Genomic DNA, 20,382 nt, shown 5'->3' with positions numbered 1-20,382 from the left:
TTGGTCGCGAAAAGCGCAACCCCGTCGATTTTTGGCCCGGCGCCCTCGTGTGCGCCGGGCCAAAAAATCAGGCGGCTTCGCGCTTTTCGACGTCGGTCGGAACGGTGGAGATCGTCTTCAGGATCTGCGAAGCGATCTGGTAGGGGTCGCCCTTGGAGTTCGGGCGGCGATCTTCGAGATAGCCCTTATAGTCGTTGTTGACGAAGCTGTGCGGAACGCGGATCGACGCACCACGGTCAGCAACACCATAGCTGAACTGGTGGATCGAAGCGGTTTCGTGCTTGCCGGTCAGGCGCATGTGGTTGTCCGGGCCATAGACGGCGATGTGGTCGGCACGGGCTTCGGCGAAAGCCGCCATCAGGTCCTCGAAGTATTCCTTGCCGCCGACTTCGCGCATGTAGGCGGTCGAGAAGTTGGCGTGCATGCCCGAGCCGTTCCAGTCGGTGTCGCCGAGCGGCTTGCAGTGGTATTCGACGTCGATGCCGTACTTTTCCGTCAGGCGCTGCAGCAGGTAGCGGGCGAGCCAGATTTCATCGGCAGCCTTGCGCGAGCCCTTGCCGAACACCTGGAATTCCCACTGGCCCTTCGCGACTTCCGCATTGATGCCTTCATGGTTGATGCCGGCAGCAAGGCAGATGTCGAGATGTTCTTCGACGATCTTACGGGCCACGTCGCCGACGTTGCTGAAGCCGACGCCGCAGTAATAGGGGCCCTGCGGCGCAGGGAAGCCGGCGTCCGGGAAGCCGAGCGGGCGGCCGCCCTGGTAGAAGAAGTACTCCTGCTCGAAGCCGAACCAGGCGCCGTCGTCTTCGAGGACCGTCGCGCGGGTGTTGGACGGATGCGGCGTCTTGGCATCCGGCATCATGACTTCGCAAAGGACGAGAACGCCGTTCTTGCGCTCCGGATCCGGATAGACGGCGGCCGGCTTCAGCACGCAGTCCGAGCTGCTGCCTTCGGCCTGCATCGTGGAGGAACCGTCGAAGCCCCAGAGGGGGAGCTGCTCAAGCGTCGGGAAAGCGTCGAATTCCTTGATCAGGGTCTTGCCGCGCAGGTTCGGGGTGGGCTTGTAACCGTCGAGCCAGATGTATTCGAGCTTAAACTTTGTCATTTCGTTCTCTCACATGACGCCAGGAATGGCTGGGTTCCGAAGGCGGTTGGGCAATTTGGCTACCCGACGACCGATGCCAATTAAGAAGCATTAATCGTGCCAACTCGGATTCAGGGCCGAAAATCCAGATAAAACGATCATTGGCGACAGATGCGGTGCCAGCGGACCGGTGCGGCAGCGCAAGGAAGCAGCTAATCGCACAAAAAATAGGCAAATCCTGCCTGACTCCGGTGCAAACCAGGGCAACAACGCGGCGACAGATGATCGAGTGCCGGCAAACGCCAGCGATTGCCCGCAAAACGTGCAGCGGCGCGATAAACAGCTCGCTCAGCCCGCCGGCGGCTTCCCGCATTGGCGCATGATCGTGGGCAGAACCTTGAAAAGCCGCGCGTCATCACATTGGGAAACATTGAAGCGCAGGAAATCGTTGGCCGTGCCGGCATGGGAAAAGACGTTGCCGGGCGCCAGAACGATTTCCTGCTGCAGCGCCTTCTGCGCCACCTCGGCCGCGTCGATACTCTCGGGCAGGCGGCACCAGAGGAACATGCCCGCCTGCGGCTCGATCCATGGCGTGATGCCGATCTCGGCGAGCCGCGCCGCCGTATCGCTCATTGCCCGCGACAGGCGCTGGCGTAGTGCCTCCATGTGCTTGCGGTAGCTGCCGTCCTTGAGCATCGCAAAAACCAGCTCCGCCGAAAGGCTCGGCCCGCCGAACGTGGTGGCGATCTTCAGATCGACCAGTCCCTCGATCCACTCCCGCGGCGCGGCGATGAAGCCGCAGCGGATGGAGGCCGAGAGGGTCTTGGAGAAGCTGCCGATCTGCACGACACGCTCGAGCCCGTCGAAGGCGGCAAGCCGCGGCGCCGGCGCATGTTCGAAATCGGCGAAGATATCGTCCTCGACGATTGTCAGCCCGGCCTGTTCGGCCAGCTTCAGCAGCCGATGGGCAACGACCGGGGAGAGCGTCGCGCCCGTCGGATTGTGAAGGGCGGAATTGGTGATGTAGAGCCGCGGCCGGTGGGTCGCGAGAACCTCGGCGAATTTCTCGAGATCGGGCCCCGAAGGCGTATAGGGCACGCTCACCACGTCGGCCCGATGAGCACGCAGCAAGGCATGGAAATTGAAGTAGCAGGGGTCGTCGACCACGACCGTATCGCCTGGCTCGATCAAAAAGCGGCAGAGAATATCGATCGCCTGCGTGCCCGACTCCGTCAGGATGATCTGGTCGGGCGATGCCTCGACGCCGTGTTCGCCGAGGCGTCGGGCGAGAAGTTGGCGCAGGGGCCGATGACCGAGCGGCGTTCCGTAGTCCGTCAGCCCGCTCGCCTCCAGCTTGGTTGCAGATTTGAGCGCACGGCGGATTGCAGTTTCCGGCATCCAGCTCGGCGGCAGCCAGCCGCAGCCGGGTTTCAGCACGTTATCGCCCGTTTCCAGCGCCTGGCGCGACACCCACAGCGGATCGACGGCCCGATCGAGCCGCGGACCGATCTCGGCCAGAGAAAGGGGCGCCAGCGGCGCCGAGACGAAAAAACCGGCGCCGGGTTTTGAGCGAATGACGCCTTCGGCCACCAGCCGCTCATAGGCTTCGACGACGGTGGACTTCGAAACGCGCATGGTGTTGGCGAAGGCACGGATCGATGGAAGCTTCGTCCCCGGCGTCAGGATACGCCCGGCGATCCGCTGCCGGATCGTCGCCATCACGCCTTCGAGCAGCGTTTCGCTGCCGATTTCCAAATCCTGGACCGTCATCCGTACTGCTCATCCATCCAATACAGTTTTGCAAAACTGTACCGCATTGTCTCTGGCCGGGCCAGCCCATTCGCCCGATACAGGCAAAAAAGGAGAATGCTATGGACAAGACGGCAGACGGTTGGGTGAGTGGTTTTCTCGGAGTGCTGATCTTCAGTGGATCATTGCCCGCGACCCGCGTTGCGGTGATGGATTTCGACCCGGTGTTCCTGACGGTGGCGCGCGCGGCGATCGCCGGCCTGCTCGGCCTCGTCCTGCTTCTCATCTTCCGCCAGCCGCGCCCGGCGAAGGCCGACCTCGTTTCGCTGGCGATCGTCGCCTTCGGCGTCGTACTGGGCTTTCCGCTGCTGACCGCGCTGGCCCTGCAGCATGTCACCTCGGCGCATCTGATCGTCTTTGTCGGCCTGCTACCGCTGGCAACCGCGATCTTCGGCGTCATGCGCGCCGGCGAGCGGCCACGCCCGGCCTTCTGGCTCTTCTCCTCGCTCGGCAGCGCTGCTGTCGTCGGCTTTGCGCTGGTGCAGGGCTTTGCCGCCTCGCCGATCGGCGACCTCCTGATGCTCGGCGCCATCATCGTCTGCGGCCTCGGCTATGCCGAAGGCGCCAGCCTGTCGCGCAAGCTCGGCGGCTGGCAGGTGATCTGCTGGGCGTTGGTCCTGTCCTTGCCGATCATGCTGGGGCTAACACTGTTCACGCTGCCAGCCTCTTTCGCGACCGTCACGAACGGCGCCTGGGCGGGCCTTGCCTATGTCTCGCTGTTCAGCATGCTCGTCGGTTTCGTCTTCTGGTATCGCGGCCTCGCGCTCGGCGGCGTCGCTGGCGTCGGGCAGTTGCAGCTTCTGCAGCCCTTTTTCGGCCTGGCGCTAGCGGCAACGCTTCTCGGCGAGCCGGTCAGCTGGAGCATGCTGGCCGCAACCGGCGCGATCGTGCTCTGCGTCGCCGGCGCCAAGAAGTTCGCGAAGTAGGCGACTTCACGGATCAGGCGGGTGCAGGCAAGCAGGTCTGCGCCCGCCTAGAGCCGGTCGAGTTTCAACCGTTCTCCGAGCAGATCGAGAAAGCGGCGGATCTTTGCAGATGGGGTCCGCCCCTCCAGCCAGAGCGCATGGATCGGCACCGGAGCAGGCTCGAAGTCTTCCAACACTGTTTCGACCTTGCCCGCATCGATCAGGTCCTTGATCTGCCAGAGCGGCGAAAAACCGAGGCCGAGCCCCTGTTCCACCGCCGCATAGATCGCGTTCATCGAGTTGGTGCGAACCGCGCCACTCACCTTGAACGCCCGAGCCCGCCCGTCGATGGTGAACATCCAGACGCCGGGTCGCTCGTCGCCCGTGCGCGTGACGCAACGATGGGCCGAGAGCTCCTGCGGATGAACCGGCCGGCCGAAGCGCGCAAAATAGGCGGTAGAACCGAAGACGACGCGGCGCAGCGCGCCCAGGCGCTTGCCGGTCAGCCCGGAATCCTGGAGATCGCCGATCCGCACGACCAGATCGAGCCCGCTTGCGGCGAGGTCGACGAAAGCATCGGAGAGGTCGAGATCGACCTCGACCTCAGGATATTTCGCCATGTACTCGGCGATCACAGGCATCAGGAATCGCGGCGCAAACAGACTGGGCGCCCCGAGGCGCAGCACGCCTGACGGCTCGGAGCGACGCTGTGCCACCTCCTCCCGCGCCTCGTGAATCTGCTCCACTGCGGGCTTGACGCGCAGATAGAAGCTCTCACCCGCCTCGCTCGGCATCGAGCGGCGGGTCGTTCGATGCACCAGCTCGACCCCGACATCGGCTTCGAGCATCGCGAGCGACCGGCTGACGGTCTGCAGAGGCCGCCCCAGGCGTTTCGCCGCGGCCGTCAGGCTCCCCTGCTCGACGATGGCCAGAAAGGCTTCCAGGTCTTCGATGCGGCTCATGCGATAATCCCGTTTTGCTGGAGAATAAATCACATTCTGCGCTGATTGTCCGCATTGTTGCGCGCCACTAGCTTGAGATCGTCACATCACGACGGCTCGAAAGGCAGACCCCCATGAACCAGCGCTCCAACACGATCCTTGTCGTCGGCGCCACCGGCCGCTTTGCCGGCCTCGTCGTTCCGGAACTGGCGCGGCGCGGCGCCAGGGTCCGTGCCCTCATCCGCGACGAGGCGCAGGGCGCGCTTGCGAAATCGCTCGGCGCAACGGAAATCGCGATCGGCGATCTGCGCGAGCGTGCAAGCCTCGAGCAGGCGCTTGAGGGTGCTGCTGGCGTCTTTCACATCGGTCCGGCCTTTGCACCGGATGAGGCGGCGATGGGCGTGTCGATGGTCGAAGCCGCCGTGCGCGCCGGCGTCAGGAAGTTCGTTTTCTCTTCGGTCATCCAGCCGACCCATGTGCGGCTGAAGAACCACGCGGCAAAGATCCCGGTGGAGGATGCGCTCTATTCCTCACCGCTCGAATACACCATCCTGCATCCGGCAAACTTCATGCAGAACCTGCGGTCCGCCTGGGCAAGTGTGCTTGCTACCGGCAGCTTCGCAGAGCCGTTTCCGACGACCACGCGCATCGCCCGCGTCGACTACCGTGATGTCGCCGAAGTCGCGGCGATCGCGCTCACGGAAGACCGCCTCGCCTATGCGACGCTGGAACTTAGCGCCGAGGGCCGGCACAACCGCGAGGAAATTGCCGAGATGATGAGCGCCGCACTCGGTCGGCCGATCGTTGCGGCAACCATTGGCTTTCACGAATGGGCAAAGCCAATCGCCGCAAAATACACCGACCACCAGTTGGAACTGCTTTCCAAGGTCCATGCCCACTATGCCGAAGTCGGCCTCGGTGGAAACAGCATGACGCTGCGCGCCGCACTTCAGCGCGAACCGCGCAATCTCGAAAGTTTCATTCACGAACTGGCGCAGGCCTAAAGGCTGGCGACCCTATCCCTTCCAATTCCCCCGGAGTTCACCTCATGCCAAAGAAGCTTCCGCACCGATACCAGACCATCGTCATGCCGCTCGTTCTCTCCGTCCTGATGTCCGGCATCGTTTCCTTCGTCTCGACGGCGATCGGCAACGGCATCCACCCCGATATTCTCGCACTGTGGATCAAGGCCTGGGCCTTCTCCTGGTTGGTCGCTTTCCCCAGCCTGCTGGTGGTCCTTCCGTTCGTGCGCCGCATCGTGGCGGCCACCGTCGAACAGCCGCGCAGCAACTGACCGATCTCGCATTATTTCACTCCGAACCGGCGTTTCGGGCGCACTCGAAATTTTTAGGATATCTAAAAACGATTGACAGGAAATCGGGCTGCACCCTAGCTTGAGGAGAGACGAGAAGGGGACAGACAGTGACGACGGCGGACCATGCCAGCGGCGCATCGACCGGCGCGGCAGAAACGCCGTCGCTTGGCGATCGCCTGCGCCAGCGGCGAAAGAGCTTGAAGATGACGCTTCAGGAGGTCGCCGACGAGGCCGGTTTTTCCGTCGGCTTCATCTCGCAGATCGAGCGCGGCATCACCGTTCCCTCGCTGACCTCGCTGATCGCCGTCTGCCGGACCTTGAAGGTCGAGGCCGGCAGCTTTCTCAACCCGCCGAAGGTGGCGACGACATTCACCCGGCGCGAACACAGGCCGGTCTATGGGCTCGGCGGAGAAAGCGGCAAGGCCGTCTCCTACGAGCGGCTCTCCGCGTCCTTTCCCGGCAACGTGCTCAGAAGCACCATCATCCACGAGCCGCCCGGCCATCGCAGCGAGCCAATGTCGCATGAGGGTGAGGAAATCTTCTTCATCCTGAAGGGAGCCCTGACGCTGGAAGTTGACGGCGAAGCGATGGTTCTGGAGCCGGGCGATTCCGCCCATTTCCCGTCGCTGCGCACCCATACGATGTGGAACCACACCAGCGAGCCGACCACGATCCTGCACACCTGCACGATGGACGTCTTCGGCGACGGCGCCCCCTCCGGAAGCCCTTCCGACAGCCTAGCCGTGACCCGAGCCGAAAACCGGCTCGACGCCAGCGGGATCGCCGAAGACAAGTGACAGGCGCCGCAACCGGCGCCGTCACGCGTTTGTCGAGTGGCTCGCCCCGCTGCTTTATGGCAGGAGCACCATGGCACCCGTCGTCTGACGTCCTTCGAGCCGGCGATGCGCCTCGGCTGCCTCGGAAAGCGGCAGGCGCGCATGCACGGGGATCGTGACCGCGCCGCTTGCGACGACGTCGAAGAGATCCTTGCTCATCGCCAGCACGTCCTCTCGCCGGACCAGATGCGCGGGCAATAGCGGCCAGGTGGCGTAAAGCGACCCCTTCTGCGCCAGCGTCATGATGTCGAAGGGCGGGATCGGGCCGGACGCGGCACCGAAACTGACGAAGTGACCGAACGGCCGCAGGCTGTCGAGCGAACCTTCAAACGTCGCCTTGCCGATGCTGTCATAGACGACATCGACCCCCTCGCCTTTGGTGAATTCGCGCACGCGCGCCGCAAAATTCTCGTTGCCGTAGTCGATCACGTGGTCCGCACCGTTGGCCAGTGCCAGTTCGGCCTTCTCCGGCGAACCGACGGTGCCAATGACCTTTGCGCCAAGATGTTTTGCCCATTGCGTCAGGATAAGGCCGACACCGCCGGCGGCCGCATGGACGAGGATGGTATGACCGGCCTTAACCCGGAAGGTGCGACGCAGCAGATATTGCGCCGTCAGGCCCTTCAGCATCATCGCCGCACCCGTCTCGAAATCGATGCCGTGAGGCAGATGCACGAGGACACGGGCAGGCACATTGTGCTCCTCCGCATAGGCACCAAGCGCTTCGGCGTAGGCGACGCGGTCCCCCGGCTTGAAGCCCTCGACATCGGGTCCGACCGAGATCACCTCGCCCGCTCCCTCCTTGCCTGGGATGAATGGAAGCTGCGGCGGCGGGTAGGCGCCGCTGCGCAGATAGATGTCGACGAAGTTGACGCCGATCGCCCGGTTACGCACCCGCACTTCGCCGGGGCCGGGTTCGCCGCGTTCGACGTTTTCATAGGCGAGCACATCAGGCCCGCCGTGCTGATACACGCGGATAGCTTTCATGGATCTGGTCCTCTGGTTGGTCGGCTGGCCCTGGCAGCCTCCAAGCGACGGTCGATGCCAATCTGCTTGGTGCTGCTCCGCCTTCCTCGCTGATCACATCTGACAGATAGCCATGCGTGAGTCCCCCGTGTAGACTGATATCAATGACAACAGAGTTCAAAGATCGTGATATCTGATCAGATCAGCATCGACCTCCTGCGCAGCTTCGTCGCGGTCTGCCGACAGGGCAGCCTGAACCGCGTCGCCACCCAGACCAGCCGCACGCAATCGGCGCTCAGCATGCAGATGCGGCGGCTCGAAGATCTTCTCGGCCGGCAACTTTTCACCCGCACCGGTCGTGGCGTCGTGCCGACACCCGAAGGCGAATTGTTCCTCGGATACGCCACGCGCATGCTGGCGCTCGGCGACGAAGCGGCGGCGCGGCTGCGACAGGCGGACCTCAGCGGCGGCGTGCGGGTCGGGCTTGCCGAGGAAGTGGCAACGACGGCGCTGCCCGAAGCGCTCGGGCGATTGCGGCGCGGCTACCAGGAGATCCGGCTCGACGTGGTGGTCGAGCAATGCGTGGCGCTTGGAAAGACCTGGCCCGAAGGCGACCTCGACATCATGGTCGTGCCGACCTCGGTGGTCACCGCCGACGCCCTCACCACCTGGAACGTCGACCTGCAATGGGTCTGTGCGACGGACTACGCTTTCGACGAAACGCGGCCAATCGACCTCGTCGCCTTCGCCGCGCCCTGCCTCTGGCGCCGACGCATGATCGAGACGCTGGCCGACCAGGGCCGGGAACACCGGATCACTTTTACCAGCCAGAGCATCACGGCGCTGCAGGCCGCGATCGAGAACGGGCTCGGCATTGGTTTGCTTCCGCCGGAAGCGATCCGCGCGGGCACGATGCGGGCGCTACCCGCTTCGTCTGCCGTGCCGAAGCCGTTTGCCGTGCAATATGGGCTTTTCGCCCGGGATCGACGCATGGCCGCCGTCGAGGCGGCAATCAGTGTGCTGCTCGAAGCCCTGCCGATCGCTTCCAGGACCTAGCGCCTGCGCGGCTCGAGCCGGCGCTCACGCGCCCCAGGTCGTCTCCAGCACGCGGATCCAATTGCCGTGGCAGATCTTGGCGAGCGCCGCGTCGTCATAGCCGCGAGTGCGCAGCAGGTCGACGAGCAGCGGCAGATCGGCCGCACTGCGCATGGCCGCCGGAATGGCCGTACCGTCGAAGTCAGAGCCGAGCGCCACATGCTCGATACCGATACGCTCGACGATGTAGTCGATGTGGTCGACAAGGAGCGAGAGCGGCGTATCCGTGTTTCTGGTCCCGTCCGCGCGCAGGAAAAGGACGCCGAAGTTGATGCCGGCCAAACCGCCGCTGTCCCTGATCGCGTCGAGCTGACGGTCCGTCAGATTGCGGCTGTGCGGGCAGAGCGCGTGCACGTTGGAATGGGAGGCGACGAGTGGCGCCTGCGACAGCGCGGCGATATCCCAGAAGCCCTGTTCGTTCATGTGCGAAAGATCGAGCATGATCTTCAGCTCGTTGCAGGCGCGCACCAGATCCTTGCCGGCCTCGCTGAGGCCCGGACCGATATCGGGCGAAGAGGGAAAGCGGAAGGGAACGCCATAGGCAAAAATGTTCGGCCGGCTCCAGACGGGGCCGAGCGTGCGCAGACCCGCGGCGTGCAGCACATAGAGCGCGTCGAGATCGGCACCGACCGCCTCGATACCCTCGATGTGCAGCACCGAGGCAAAGGCACCAGTGTCCATTGCGGCGCGGATATCGGCAGCACTGCGGCAGATCTTCAGCCGGCCCTCCGACTGGCGTTCGATCCGCATCAGCAGGCTCGCCATGCCGAGCGTGGCTTCGAGCGCGCTTTGCTGATCAGGCGTTGCGAACTCGCCGCTGCCGTCCTTGGCGAGGCCCGGCGATGCGACATAGACGGCACAGAGGCCGCCGGCAAGTCCACCCGCCGCGGCCTTGTCGAGATCGATATGCCCGGTATCGACACCGTCGAGGAAGCGGCGCTCGGCGGCGCCGCCAGGCGAACGCCAGAGCCGCGACAGCACGTCGTTATGTCCGTCAAAGACCGGGATTTTCGCTTGCGTCGCCAATTCTGGATCGCCTTCTCAACCTGTTGTCCTCAAGTGCGACTCATGGATAGTCGCGGACGGACCATAGACATTGGGTGCGGGAACCGCACCCTTTTTCCCCGCCGGCCTAACGCAATGCAGGCGGGCCGGGCAAATGCAAACCATGCATAGACCCTGCCGGAATCGGAATTGGCGGCACAAGGTACTGTCGTGCTTAGTCGGAAATATGCGCGGGAAACCGCTGCGGTCAGGATTGGAGAATGGACATGACGAAGCCGGCAACGCTCGATTGGCAGGCCGCCGAAGCGGCTGCGAAACGCCTGACCGCACAATGGGCGGCGGACGAGCCGGGCGGCGCGGTCATCGGCTTCGACGCATCCGGCATCTGCTTCTCGCATACGGCTGGCGTCGAGAGCCTTGCGACATCCGCACCCTTCACGGTCGACAGCGTCGTGCGCTATGCGTCGCTCACCAAGCACGTGTTCTCAGCGATGGTGCTGGCCCATGCCGATCTCATCGGTCTCGACGATCCGCTCGGCCAACACCTTCCGGAACTGCGCTCGCCGCTTGCCGAAGTCACGGTCGGGCAGGCGCTCGACATGACGGGCGGTCTGCCGGATACCCGCGAATGCCTGTCGTTGCTCGGCCTCTCGGTCTACACGGAGACGACGGCCGGCCCACTCCTCGAATACCTCTCACGCGGGGAGCGGCTGAACTTTGATGCCGGCACCGAGGTTTCCTACTCCAACACAGGCTATCGCCTTATCGAAGCGGCTTTGGAGCGCCGGGGTTTCCGCTTCGACGCTTTCATCCAACGGGAAATCGCGGGCCCGCTTGGCATTGCGCTGAAAGCGCCGGATGTCTGGAACGACCCGGTGAAAGGCCTCGTTCCCGGATACTGGCACTCGGGCGAAAGCTGGCAGCTCTCTGCGGCCGGCCTGCACATTTCCGCCTCGGGCAGTCTCACCGGCAGCGCCCGGGCGCTTGCCACCTGGCTGCAGGCCCTGCTCGATGACAAAGGTCGCTTCGCCGGTCTTCTGCAAAAACTGCAGGCACCCCGATACCTCGCCGACGGACGCTCGACGGGCTATGGTCTCGGCCTGCGCAATTCGTCGCTCGGCGGCCGCGACTTTGTCGGCCATGGCGGCTCGCATCCCGGCTACAAGACCTATTTCCTGCTCGATCCCGAAACACGCGCCGGCTTCGTCGTCGTCTCCAACCGTGAGGACACCAACGGCTACAAGATCGCGCTCGAAAGCATGGCGGCGCTCACGAGGCTCGCACTGCCGGATCCCTCGGCTGACCTCGGCGACGGTTTCTATGTAACGGAAACCGGCCCCTGGTGGATCGAGGTCAAGGGCAGCACCTGCACCTATCTCGATGCGGACGAGACGCTCTATGACGACGGCGACGGCTGGGTCTCGTCGCGCTCCGCCTCATCGCCCCTGCGACTGCGCCGCGACGGCGCCGCCCTTGTCGGAGAGGTCGGGCATGCCGCGCGACGCTTCCTTCCGGCCGCAACGGCCGAGCCGCTGCCGGCATCGCTTTCCGGGATCTGGTGCTCGGACGAAGGCGCGGAGTTCACGATCGAGAACGGCGCGGTCCTGATGGGCGTCGGTCCCGTCCGTCAGACCATGAAGCTCACTCCGCTCGGCAACGGTCGCTTCCTGTTCACCTTGAGCGATGGGCCCTGGGTCAAGCGCATCTGCCTGCATCTCCTCGGGCCCGATCACCTCGAACTGGTGACGAGCCGTGCCCGGATGATCGAATATCGCCGACGCGCCTGATTTTTCTTGATGACGCGCGGGCGCTGCCTCAAAAGAAGGCCGGTCGCCGGCGAATGACGGGCCGGACTTCAGGAGCGCATGCCCGTGGAAATCAAATGGCTTGAGGACTTTCTGGCGCTCGCCAGCACGCTGAACTTCTCAAAGGCGGCGGACGAGCGCCATGTCACCCAATCCGCCTTCAGCCGGCGCATCCGGCAGCTGGAAGCCTGGCTCGGCACGACGCTCGTCGACCGCGCGACCTATCCTTCGCGCTTGACGGAAGCGGGATCGAAATTCGTGCCGGTGGCTCAGGACACGCTGAAGCAACTCTATCAGGCACGGCGCAATCTGCAGCAGGAGGAAGGCTCCGACGCCCGCACCATCAAGCTGACGGCGCTGCACACACTCTCCTTCACCTTCTTTCCCGCGTGGATGACCCGGGTCAACGCCCGGAGCGGGCCGCTCTTCTCCCGACTTCGCCCCGATTCCGGCAGCATGGAGGAAAACCTCAATTCGCTCGTCGACGGCGAATGCGACTTCCTGCTGACCTACGCCCATACCCAGGTACCGCACCTGCTCGACCCGCAGGCCTTCGAACATCGTGTGCTCGGGCATGAGCGCATCATCCCCGTTTCGGCGGCGAATGAAGCAGGCGCGCCGCTACACCGGCTCGAAGGCGGCACGAAACCTTTCCCGCATCTGCGCTACGAAAAGTCGTCCTTCTTCGGTCAGCTTCTCGACGACCTGATCGGCCCCACGCTGCCGCCGGCGCAAAGGGTGCACGAAGGCAGCATGTCGGTAGGCTTGAAGGCCATGGCGGAAGCTGGCTGGGGCATCGCCTGGGTGCCCGAGAGCCTGATGACGGACGAACTGGCGACCGGCGCGCTGGTCAGGGCCGCCGACCCGCGCTGGGAGGTGAGCGTCGAGATCCGGCTCTACCGCGCCAAGGAAAACCGCCGCCCGGTCGTCGGCCGCGTCTGGCAGAACCTGGAGGCTGTCGCCTAAGCGACAGCCTGGCCCGCACGGTCGAGCTAGATCGCCGTTCGCCGCGCGTGCTCCAGATAGAGCTCACGCAGGCGCTTGACCACCGGGCCTGGCTCACCGCTGCCGACAGGCTTGCCGTCGATGCGGGTGATCGGAGCAACGAAATTCGAAGCGCTGGTCAGGCACGCTTCGCGGGCGTTGAGCGCCTCTTCGAGCGTGAACGGGCGTTCTTCCAGAGTCATTCCCTGTTCGGCGGCGAGCGCCAGAGCGGCGAGCCTGGTGCAGCCGGGCAGCGTCTTTTGACTGTTGCCGCGCGTGACGATGCGGTTGTCCGCAGTCACGATGTAGGCGGTCGAGGATGCGCCTTCGGTCACGAACCCGTCCTCGATCATCCACGCCTCGTCGCAGCCTTCGGCCTTGGCGATCCGCTTGGCGATCACCTGCGGCAGCAGGCACACGCTCTTGATGTCGCGGCGCGCCCAGCGCTGGTCGGGCACGGTCTTGACCGACAGCCCCTTGGTCGTGGCAGTCACCAGCGTCTTTGCCTGGGTGAAGAGCACCAGCGTCGGCTTGATATCCTCGGAGAACAGAAAATTCCGGTCTTCGGCGCCCCGGGTGAGCTGCAGATAGACCATGCCTTCGACAAGGCCGTTTTCTTCGATCAACCGCTTCTCGATCGCGACGATCTCGTCGGTCGATACCGGCAACGGCACATCGATTTCACGCGCGCAGCGCTCCAGGCGCGCCATATGCGAGGCGCTGTCGATCAGCTTGCCTTCGAGCACGGCGGTAACCTCGTAGATTCCATCGCCGAAGAGGAAGCCGCGGTCGAAGATCGAGAGGCGCGCTTCGTTCTCCGGCAAGAACTCGCCGTTGAGATAGACGGTGCGGATGGACGGCTGGGACATGGGGGCTCCGTAGGAATTGGTTTGGCAGAAGCGCATGGACCGCAACACCGGGCGCGATCCAGAGGCGCAAAATCAGTGTTCGTCGAGCACGCGAAGCCGTTCGTATGAGATCGCCTCGACCATGCTCGGCTTGCCGTTCGCGGCGTTGAAGCCGTGCGTCGTGCACGCCATCGTCAGAGAATTGAGGATCGCCTCCTCGGTCGTCTCGATCGCGGCCTCAAAGAGCGGCGACATCAGGTCGTTCGGAAGGTCGGGATAGTCGGCGATCGCCGCTCGCCGCGCCTTGGTGCGGCGCACACTAGCCGCAGTCGAGAAGGCAAGCGCATAGTCGCCGGAACCGTTGCTGAGTGCCGCACCGGTGCGGGCGAGACCGCCGAAGGCGCGTTCGGCCAGGCGCTTGAGATTGCGGGCAGACAGCGGCGCATCGGTTGCAACCACGATGACGATCGAGCCGTCCCGGTCGTGTGCCGCCGGCGCCTCGTAGGCACGGCCGCAGACGGTGAGCCGGCCGCCATAATTGGATTGGACGAGCACGCCGAGCGTAAAGACCGAGCCAGCCGCCTTCACAAGACGCGAACTCGTGCCGATGCCGCCCTTCAGCCCGAAGGCCACCGTGCCGGTTCCGGCACCGACAGCCCCCTCTTCGACGGCACCGGTCTTCGCAGCGGCAAGGGCAGCGCCGATCTCGTCGACCGTCGGGCGACCGGCGCGGATGTCGTTGAGGCGGGAATCGTTTGTCTCGCCGACGACCGCGTTCAGCGACACCACCTTCTCGTTGCCCGGCTGCGCCAGCGTCCAGCGATTGACGGCCTCGATAGCCCGCCCCGTCGCCAGCGTGTTGGTGAGAACGACGGGCGTTTCCAGCTCGCCAAGTTCGTCGACCTGGGTGGAACCCGCAAACTTGCCGAAGCCGTTGAGCACGGCGAAGCCGGCCGGCACCTTGTCCTGAAAGAGGTTGCCTTCATGCGGCAGGATGGCGGTCGCCCCGGTGCGGATGCGGTCCGCATCGACAACGGTTGCCTGGCCGACGGCGACGCCCGGGACATCGGTGATCGCGTTGAGCGGACCCGGCTCGTAGACACCTGGCCGGAAACCAAGATCTCGAAGGCGCAAGCGCTTGATATTCGTCATTTTTTCGTCGTTTTCCCGTCCATTGGCCCGTTCGCGAAGCAGGCATTTCGTCGCAGGGCAACCTACATCCCCCGGCGGCAAAACGGCATCGCAAAAATGGAATAGTTTCATGAGAAGCCTGCAACGCCAGCGATCGTCGAGGCTCGTCACGAGCGGCGGTCAAAACCGATCTTGCAGAAGCGCCGCGTCGGCGCATGCGGCGACTGATAGTGGAGTGAAATAAAGCAGTTGCAACCATAAGAAACAGTTCATAAGTTCGCCTCGTCCTTGGCATTTGGAACGACGGCACTCGATGATGAAGCCGCTTGATGCAACCGCCGGCAATTCTCCGCAAATGACGTCCGCAGGGACGGACGTCCGCCCGAGCCTCGGCATCTGGGCCTGCTCGGCGCTCGTCGTCGGCAACATCATCGGCTCCGGTTTCTACCTGTCGCCTGCAGCGCTCGCCCCCTATGGCGCCGCAGCGCTCGTGGGCTGGGTCGGCATGGCCATTGCCGCCATGTGCCTCGGGCTGGTCTTTGCGCGGCTTGCCAGCGTCAGGCCCGCGACCGGCGGCCCCTACGCCTACAGCCGCATGGCTTTCGGACCGTTTGCCGGCTTCCTCGTCGCCTGGGCCTACTGGATATCGATCTGGGCGTCGCTGCCGGCGATCGCCATGGCCTTCGCCGGATATCTCGGCGTCTTTTTCCCGAACCTTCAGCATGTGCCAGGCGGGTTCACCGCGGTTTCGCTTGCCGCCATGTGGCTGGTCGCTGCCATCAACATGTTCGGCGTCAAGAGCGCCGGCCGCTTCCAGATCGTCACCGTCGGGCTGAAGCTCGTTCCCTTCATCGCCATCGCCCTTCTCGGCCTCTTCTGGATCGAGCCGCAGAACCTCACACCCGTCAACCCGAGCGGGCTTTCCGTCCTGGGGCTGATCTCGGCCACTGCCCCGCTGACGATGTTCGCCTTTCTCGGCATCGAGTCTGCGACCGTCCCGGCCGGCGATGTCGACGATCCGAAGCGCACGATCCCGCGGGCGACGGTGCTCGGCACGCTCTGCTGCGGCCTGGTTTTCATCCTCGGCACGCTCGTGGTGATGGGCACGGTTCCGCGCGAGGCGCTTGCCCGTTCTGCCGCCCCCTTTTCCGATGCGGCCTTCATGATGTGGGGCTGGTGGGGGAGCACGCTCGTGGCTGCCGCGGTCGTGCTTTCGTCGATCGGCGCGCTCAACGGCTGGACGCTGCTGATGGCGCAGGTGCCAATGGCGGCAGCGCGCGACGGCCTGTTCCCGCCGGTTTTCGGCCGCCTGTCGAGCCGCGGCGTACCGCAGTGGGGCATCATTGTGTCGATGCTGCTGGCTTCGGCCCTTCTGATCCTGCAGACTTCGGGCGTGTCGGGCCTGATGGCCGTCTACCGGTTTGCCGTCGATCTTTCGACGACCGCGGCGATGGTGCCTTACGTTTTCTGCAGCCTGGTCGAAGGCGCGCTCTTCCTGGCGCTGACGCGTCCGCGCGACGAGGAATGGGGCGGCATTCGCCTTGGTCCCTACAGGCCCTACGCGCTGGTCGCCTTCATCTTTTCCCTTTGGACAGTCTACGGCAGCGGACCTCAGGCGGGCCTTTGGTGCCTGCTTCTGCTGCTCGTCGCACTGCCCGTCTACCTTTCAGTCGAGAGGAAGGAGCCATCCAAGGACTGATTTCACAAGAATACCCCCACCTGCACCTAGCACCGAACTAGAGAGAGGATTGGATATGAGCACGTTGAACAGGGGTCACCGCCGTCTCGGCATGAAAGCACTCGTTCTGGATGACGAGATCAGCGAGGAAAGCGCGGCCGGCCGCGCCGTGCGGTCGCTGATCGCGGAACTCGAGCGCCGCCAGATCGAAGTGGTCACCGCGGAAAGCGCCGATGACGGCATCGCCGTGATCCGCTCCGACCCCGCTCTCCAATGCGTCCTTGTCGACTGGGACCTCGGCCCCGACGGCCACGAGCAGTCCATCGAGGTCGTCGAAGCCCTGCGCAAGCGCAATGGCACCGTTCCGTTGCTGCTGCTTGCCGATCGCAGCGTCGCCTCATCAGTTCCGGCCGAGATCATGGCGAAGGTCGACGACTTCGTCTGGATGCTCGAAGACACGATGGACTTCGTCGGCGGGCGCATCCAGGCAGCAATCGAGCGCTATCGCTCGACCGTGCTGCCGCCGATGTTCAAGGCGCTCGCACAGTTCTCGCAGGTGCACGAATATTCCTGGCACACGCCCGGCCACACCGGCGGCACGGGTTTCCTGAAGTCGCCGCCCGGCCGCGCCTTCTTCGAGTTCTTCGGCGAGCCGCTGCTGCGCTCGGATCTGTCGATCTCTGTCAGCGAACTCGGATCGCTGCTCGACCATTCCGGGCCGATCGGCGCCAGCGAGAAGTATGCCGCCCGCGTCTTCGGCTCGCATCGCAGCTACCACGTCACCAACGGCTCCTCGACCTCCAACCGCGTCATTCTGATGGCGAGTGTGAGCCGCGACCAGATCGCGCTTTGCGACCGCAATTGCCACAAGTCGGCCGAACACGCGATGACCATGTCGGGCGCCGTGCCGACCTATCTGGTGCCGACCCGGAACCACTACGGCATCATCGGCCCGATCCCCCCGGAACGGCTGACGGCGGTCGCGATCCGCAAGGCGATCGACCAGAACCCGCTTGCCGCCGACCTCTCGGACAAGGAACCGAAGCACGCAATCATCACCAACTCGACCTATGACGGTCTTTGCTACAACGTCACCCGTGTCGAGGAACTGCTCGGTGCCAGCGTCGACCGGCTGCATTTCGACGAAGCCTGGTACGGCTACGCCCGCTTCAACCCGATCTATCGCGACCGCCACGCCATGCACGGCGATCCGAAGGCGCATACGGCCGACAAGCCGACGGTCTTTGCCACCCAGTCGACGCACAAGCTTTTGGCCGCCCTTTCTCAGGCCTCCTTCATCCATGTGCGCGACGGAAGGAAGCCGATCCCGCACGGCATCTTCAACGAAACGTTCATGATGCACGCCTCGACCTCGCCGAACTACGCGATCATCGCCTCGAACGACGTTTCGGCTGCGATGATGGACGGACCCGGCGGAGCGGCGCTCACCAATGAATCGATCGAGGAAGCGGTCTCCTTCCGCCTGATGATGTCGCGGCTTGCCAACGACGCGGCCGAGCGCGGTGACTGGTTCTTCGATTGCTGGCAGCCGGACACGGTGCGCGACCCGAAGACCGGCCGCACCAGCCCCTTCCACGAAGCCTCGCCGGAATCGCTTGCGACCGACCCGTCCTGCTGGGTGCTGAAGCCGGGAGCCGCATGGCACGGGTTCGGCGAGATCGAGGACGGCTATTGCATGCTCGACCCGATCAAGGTCTCGATCGTCACGCCGGGCGTTGCGCCCGGCGGCGGGCTGATGCCGGTCGGCATCCCCTCGAGCCTCGTCACCGCCTATCTCGATGCCCGCGGCATCGTCGTCGAGAAGACGACCGACTTCACCATCCTGTTCCTCTTCTCGCTCGGCATCACCAAGGGGAAATGGGGTTCGCTCGTCAGCGCGCTTTGCGACTTCAAGCGCGACTACGACGCCAACCTCACCCTGGAAGTGGCGATCCCGTCGCTGATCGAGGACCACCCGGAGCGCTACGCCGGCATGGGCCTCAAGGATCTTGCCGACACGATGTTCTCGGCGATGGACCAGTTGAAGACCACGGCCTCCATGGCTGCCGGTTTCTCCGTGCTGCCGCATCCGGACCTGAGCCCGGTGCGCGCCTATGAGCGGCTGGTGCGCGGCGAGGTGGAACAGGTAACGCTCGACCATCTGGCCGGCCGCACGGTCGCGACCGGCGTCGTGCCCTATCCGCCGGGCATTCCGCTGCTGATGCCGGGCGAAAACGCCGGCCCCGCCGATGGTCCGGTTCTCGGTTATCTCAAGGCGCTCGAGGCCTATGACCTCCGGTTCCCCGGTTTCACCCATGACACGCACGGGGTGGAGGTCGAGGACGGCCTTTACCGCGTCTATGTCTTGACCCGTTGAACCGGCTTCAGGAGCGACGAACATGGCTGCTGTCGATAGTGCTTCCAAACCCACATCCGCGGGCGTCGCGGAATCCGCCAAGATCGGCCTCGTGCCCGCGACCTTGATGGTCGCGGGCAACATGATGGGCTCCGGCGTCTTCATGCTGCCGGCGAACCTTGCCGCGGTCGGATCCATCGCCGTCTTCGGATGGCTGATCACCATTGCCGGCGCGATCGCGCTGGCCTTGACCTTCGCCAAGCTGGCGGCGATCGACCCCGCCGCCGGCGGCCCCTACGCCTATACGCGCAAGGCCTTCGGCGACTACATGGGCTACCAGACGAACCTCATCTACTGGCTCGCCAACGTCGTCGGCAATGTCGGCCTGGCGGTCGCCGGTCTCGGTTACCTCACCGCCTTCTTCCCGATGCTGCGCGATCCTCTCGTGTCGGCGCTGGCGCAGGTGGCGCTGATCTGGTTCTTCACCTACGCCAACATCCTCGGGCCGAACGTCGTCGGCAGGCTGCAGTCCTTCACCACCTCCTTCGCGCTGGTGCCGATCCTCGGCATGGCGATCTTCGGCTGGTTCTGGTTCTCGCCGGCGACCTTCTCCGAAGGGTGGAACGTGTCGGGCAAGGACAGCTGGGCGGCGATCATGGCAACGCTCAACTTCACCCTCTGGGCCTTCATCGGGGTCGAAAGCGCCTCGGTCTCGGCGGGCGTCGTGCGTGACCCGCAACGCAACGTGCCGATCGCAACCGTCGGCGGCGTCATCCTCGCCGCCGTCGCCTATATCCTGTCGTCGACCGTCATCATGGGCATGATCCCGAACAAGGAGCTGATCGCTTCCTCGGCGCCCTTTGCCGATGCCGCGCGCCTGGCGCTCGGCGATACGGCCGGTGCCGTCGTCGCGATCTGCGCAGCCCTCGGCTGCCTGGGCTCGCTTGCCGGCTGGACGCTGCTCGTCGGGCAGACCGCCAAGGCTGCGGCCGATGACGGGCTCTTCGGCTCGATCTTCGCCAAGGTCAACTCCAAGGGCGTTCCCTCGGCCGGCCTTGCGATCGTCGCGGTCATCATGACGGTTCAGGTCTTTGCGACGATGTCGCCGACGGCCAGCGAGCAGTTCGGCAAGATCGCCTCGATCGCCGTGATCATGACGCTGCTGCCCTACATCTACTCGGCGATCTCCATCAAGGTGCTCGGCTACAAGAAGATGCCGGCAAGCACATACAACTGGTATGTGATCATCGGCCTGGCAGCGGCGATCTACAGCCTGGTGGCGTTGATCGGCTCCGATGGCGAGCAGACCCGCTGGTCGCTGATCTTCGTGATCTCGACGATTGTGTTCTACTCGGCGGCGATCACCCGCAAGCGCGAGATCGACGAGAAGCACATCGATCCGGGCGGCCACGCCCCGACCTGGATCCGCTACGTCACGGTCACCGTGACGGTCGCGGCGCTCGTTGCGCTGTTCTGGGTCTCGGTCGGCCGTCACCGCGCCGAGACGCTGCGCACCCGTTCCCCGGTTCCGCCGGTGGAAAGCACCGTCCAGCCTGCGCCCGGTTCGCCGGCGGCGGTGCTGCCGGCGGAGAGCCAGCCGGCACAATAGCCGAACACGAGG

Annotated in this window: 17 protein-coding genes; 10 read left to right on the top strand and 7 right to left on the bottom strand. The window is 64.6% G+C overall.

What is annotated here, in order from left to right; translation table 11 throughout:
• Positions 1-67: 67 nt before the first annotated feature.
• Both L981_RS25415 and L981_RS25410 read right to left on the bottom strand, forming a co-directional pair.
• The gene (locus L981_RS25415; RefSeq protein ID WP_043622900.1) at positions 68-1,108 is read right to left on the bottom strand and encodes a glutamine synthetase beta-grasp domain-containing protein; all 1,041 of its coding nucleotides are present in this window, start codon (positions 1,106-1,108) and stop codon (positions 68-70) included.
• A 327-nt stretch (positions 1,109-1,435) separates the two neighbouring features.
• Complete coding sequence (locus tag L981_RS25410; RefSeq protein ID WP_043622897.1) at positions 1,436-2,857, bottom strand: PLP-dependent aminotransferase family protein; 1,422 nt, start codon at positions 2,855-2,857, stop codon at positions 1,436-1,438.
• A gap of 101 nt (positions 2,858-2,958) precedes the next feature.
• On the opposite strand from L981_RS25410, the gene L981_RS25405 reads away from it, so the two are divergent.
• Positions 2,959-3,822 (top strand): DMT family transporter, encoded by an 864-nt coding sequence (locus L981_RS25405; protein ID WP_043622894.1) that lies wholly within the window; start codon positions 2,959-2,961, stop codon positions 3,820-3,822.
• Positions 3,823-3,869: 47 nt separating this feature from the next.
• Here the strand turns inward: L981_RS25405 and L981_RS25400 are convergent, their stop codons facing one another.
• Positions 3,870-4,763: a LysR family transcriptional regulator gene (locus tag L981_RS25400; RefSeq protein ID WP_043622891.1), complete on the bottom strand. Its 894-nt coding sequence runs from the start codon at positions 4,761-4,763 to the stop codon at positions 3,870-3,872.
• A 113-nt stretch (positions 4,764-4,876) separates the two neighbouring features.
• On the opposite strand from L981_RS25400, the gene L981_RS25395 reads away from it, so the two are divergent.
• From L981_RS25395 to L981_RS25385, 3 genes are all read left to right on the top strand, one after another.
• Positions 4,877-5,746: an NmrA family NAD(P)-binding protein gene (locus tag L981_RS25395; protein ID WP_043622889.1), complete on the top strand. Its 870-nt coding sequence runs from the start codon at positions 4,877-4,879 to the stop codon at positions 5,744-5,746.
• Between the two features lie 44 nt (positions 5,747-5,790).
• Positions 5,791-6,036 (top strand): DUF2798 domain-containing protein, encoded by a 246-nt coding sequence (locus L981_RS25390; RefSeq protein WP_043622886.1) that lies wholly within the window; start codon positions 5,791-5,793, stop codon positions 6,034-6,036.
• 128 nt (positions 6,037-6,164) lie between these two features.
• Positions 6,165-6,854, top strand: coding sequence for a helix-turn-helix domain-containing protein (locus tag L981_RS25385; protein ID WP_197067194.1), 690 nt, complete (start codon positions 6,165-6,167; stop codon positions 6,852-6,854).
• A 54-nt stretch (positions 6,855-6,908) separates the two neighbouring features.
• Here L981_RS25385 and L981_RS25380 read toward each other — a convergent pair whose 3' ends face one another.
• Complete coding sequence (locus tag L981_RS25380) at positions 6,909-7,880, bottom strand: quinone oxidoreductase (RefSeq protein WP_043622883.1); 972 nt, start codon at positions 7,878-7,880, stop codon at positions 6,909-6,911.
• Between the two features lie 165 nt (positions 7,881-8,045).
• On the opposite strand from L981_RS25380, the gene L981_RS25375 reads away from it, so the two are divergent.
• Positions 8,046-8,915 carry a LysR substrate-binding domain-containing protein gene (locus tag L981_RS25375; RefSeq protein ID WP_043622880.1) on the top strand — a complete coding sequence of 290 codons (870 nt, stop codon included), beginning with the start codon at positions 8,046-8,048 and terminating at the stop codon, positions 8,913-8,915.
• Between the two features lie 24 nt (positions 8,916-8,939).
• On the opposite strand, the gene L981_RS25370 is transcribed toward L981_RS25375, so the two are convergent.
• Positions 8,940-9,980, bottom strand: a complete 1,041-nt coding sequence (locus tag L981_RS25370) for a dipeptidase (protein ID WP_043622878.1) — start codon at positions 9,978-9,980, stop codon at positions 8,940-8,942.
• 245 nt (positions 9,981-10,225) lie between these two features.
• Here L981_RS25370 and L981_RS25365 point away from each other — a divergent pair, with 245 nt between their 5' ends.
• Together L981_RS25365 and L981_RS25360 are read left to right on the top strand one after the other, a co-directional pair.
• On the top strand, positions 10,226-11,746 hold the full coding sequence (locus L981_RS25365; protein ID WP_043622875.1) for a serine hydrolase: 1,521 nt from the start codon (positions 10,226-10,228) through the stop codon (positions 11,744-11,746).
• An 84-nt stretch (positions 11,747-11,830) separates the two neighbouring features.
• Entirely contained in the window at positions 11,831-12,730 is a 900-nt protein-coding gene (locus L981_RS25360; RefSeq protein ID WP_043622946.1) for a LysR family transcriptional regulator, read from the top strand.
• A 26-nt stretch (positions 12,731-12,756) separates the two neighbouring features.
• Here the strand turns inward: L981_RS25360 and L981_RS25355 are convergent, their stop codons facing one another.
• Positions 12,757-13,617 carry a D-amino-acid transaminase gene (locus L981_RS25355; protein WP_043622873.1) on the bottom strand — a complete coding sequence of 287 codons (861 nt, stop codon included), beginning with the start codon at positions 13,615-13,617 and terminating at the stop codon, positions 12,757-12,759.
• A gap of 72 nt (positions 13,618-13,689) precedes the next feature.
• Positions 13,690-14,748, bottom strand: a complete 1,059-nt coding sequence (locus L981_RS25350; protein ID WP_043622870.1) for a P1 family peptidase — start codon at positions 14,746-14,748, stop codon at positions 13,690-13,692.
• 292 nt (positions 14,749-15,040) lie between these two features.
• On the opposite strand from L981_RS25350, the gene L981_RS25345 reads away from it, so the two are divergent.
• From L981_RS25345 to adiC, 3 genes are read left to right on the top strand one after another with little or no spacing between them, the layout of a single operon-like run.
• A complete protein-coding gene (locus tag L981_RS25345; protein ID WP_245281715.1) occupies positions 15,041-16,426 on the top strand; it encodes an amino acid permease in 1,386 nt (461 codons plus the stop codon).
• Between the two features lie 55 nt (positions 16,427-16,481).
• Positions 16,482-18,782, top strand: coding sequence for an Orn/Lys/Arg decarboxylase N-terminal domain-containing protein (locus tag L981_RS25340; protein WP_043622867.1), 2,301 nt, complete (start codon positions 16,482-16,484; stop codon positions 18,780-18,782).
• Between the two features lie 22 nt (positions 18,783-18,804).
• A complete protein-coding gene (gene adiC, locus L981_RS25335) occupies positions 18,805-20,370 on the top strand; it encodes an arginine/agmatine antiporter (protein WP_052202013.1) in 1,566 nt (521 codons plus the stop codon).
• The last annotated feature ends 12 nt before the right edge of the window (positions 20,371-20,382 follow it).

Source organism: Ensifer sp. ZNC0028 (assembly GCF_000799055.1).
In the GTDB taxonomy this organism is placed as follows: domain Bacteria; phylum Pseudomonadota; class Alphaproteobacteria; order Rhizobiales; family Rhizobiaceae; genus Ensifer.
The sequence above is the reverse complement of the archived record's forward strand: the minus strand, read 5'-3'. Positions and strand labels throughout refer to the sequence as shown.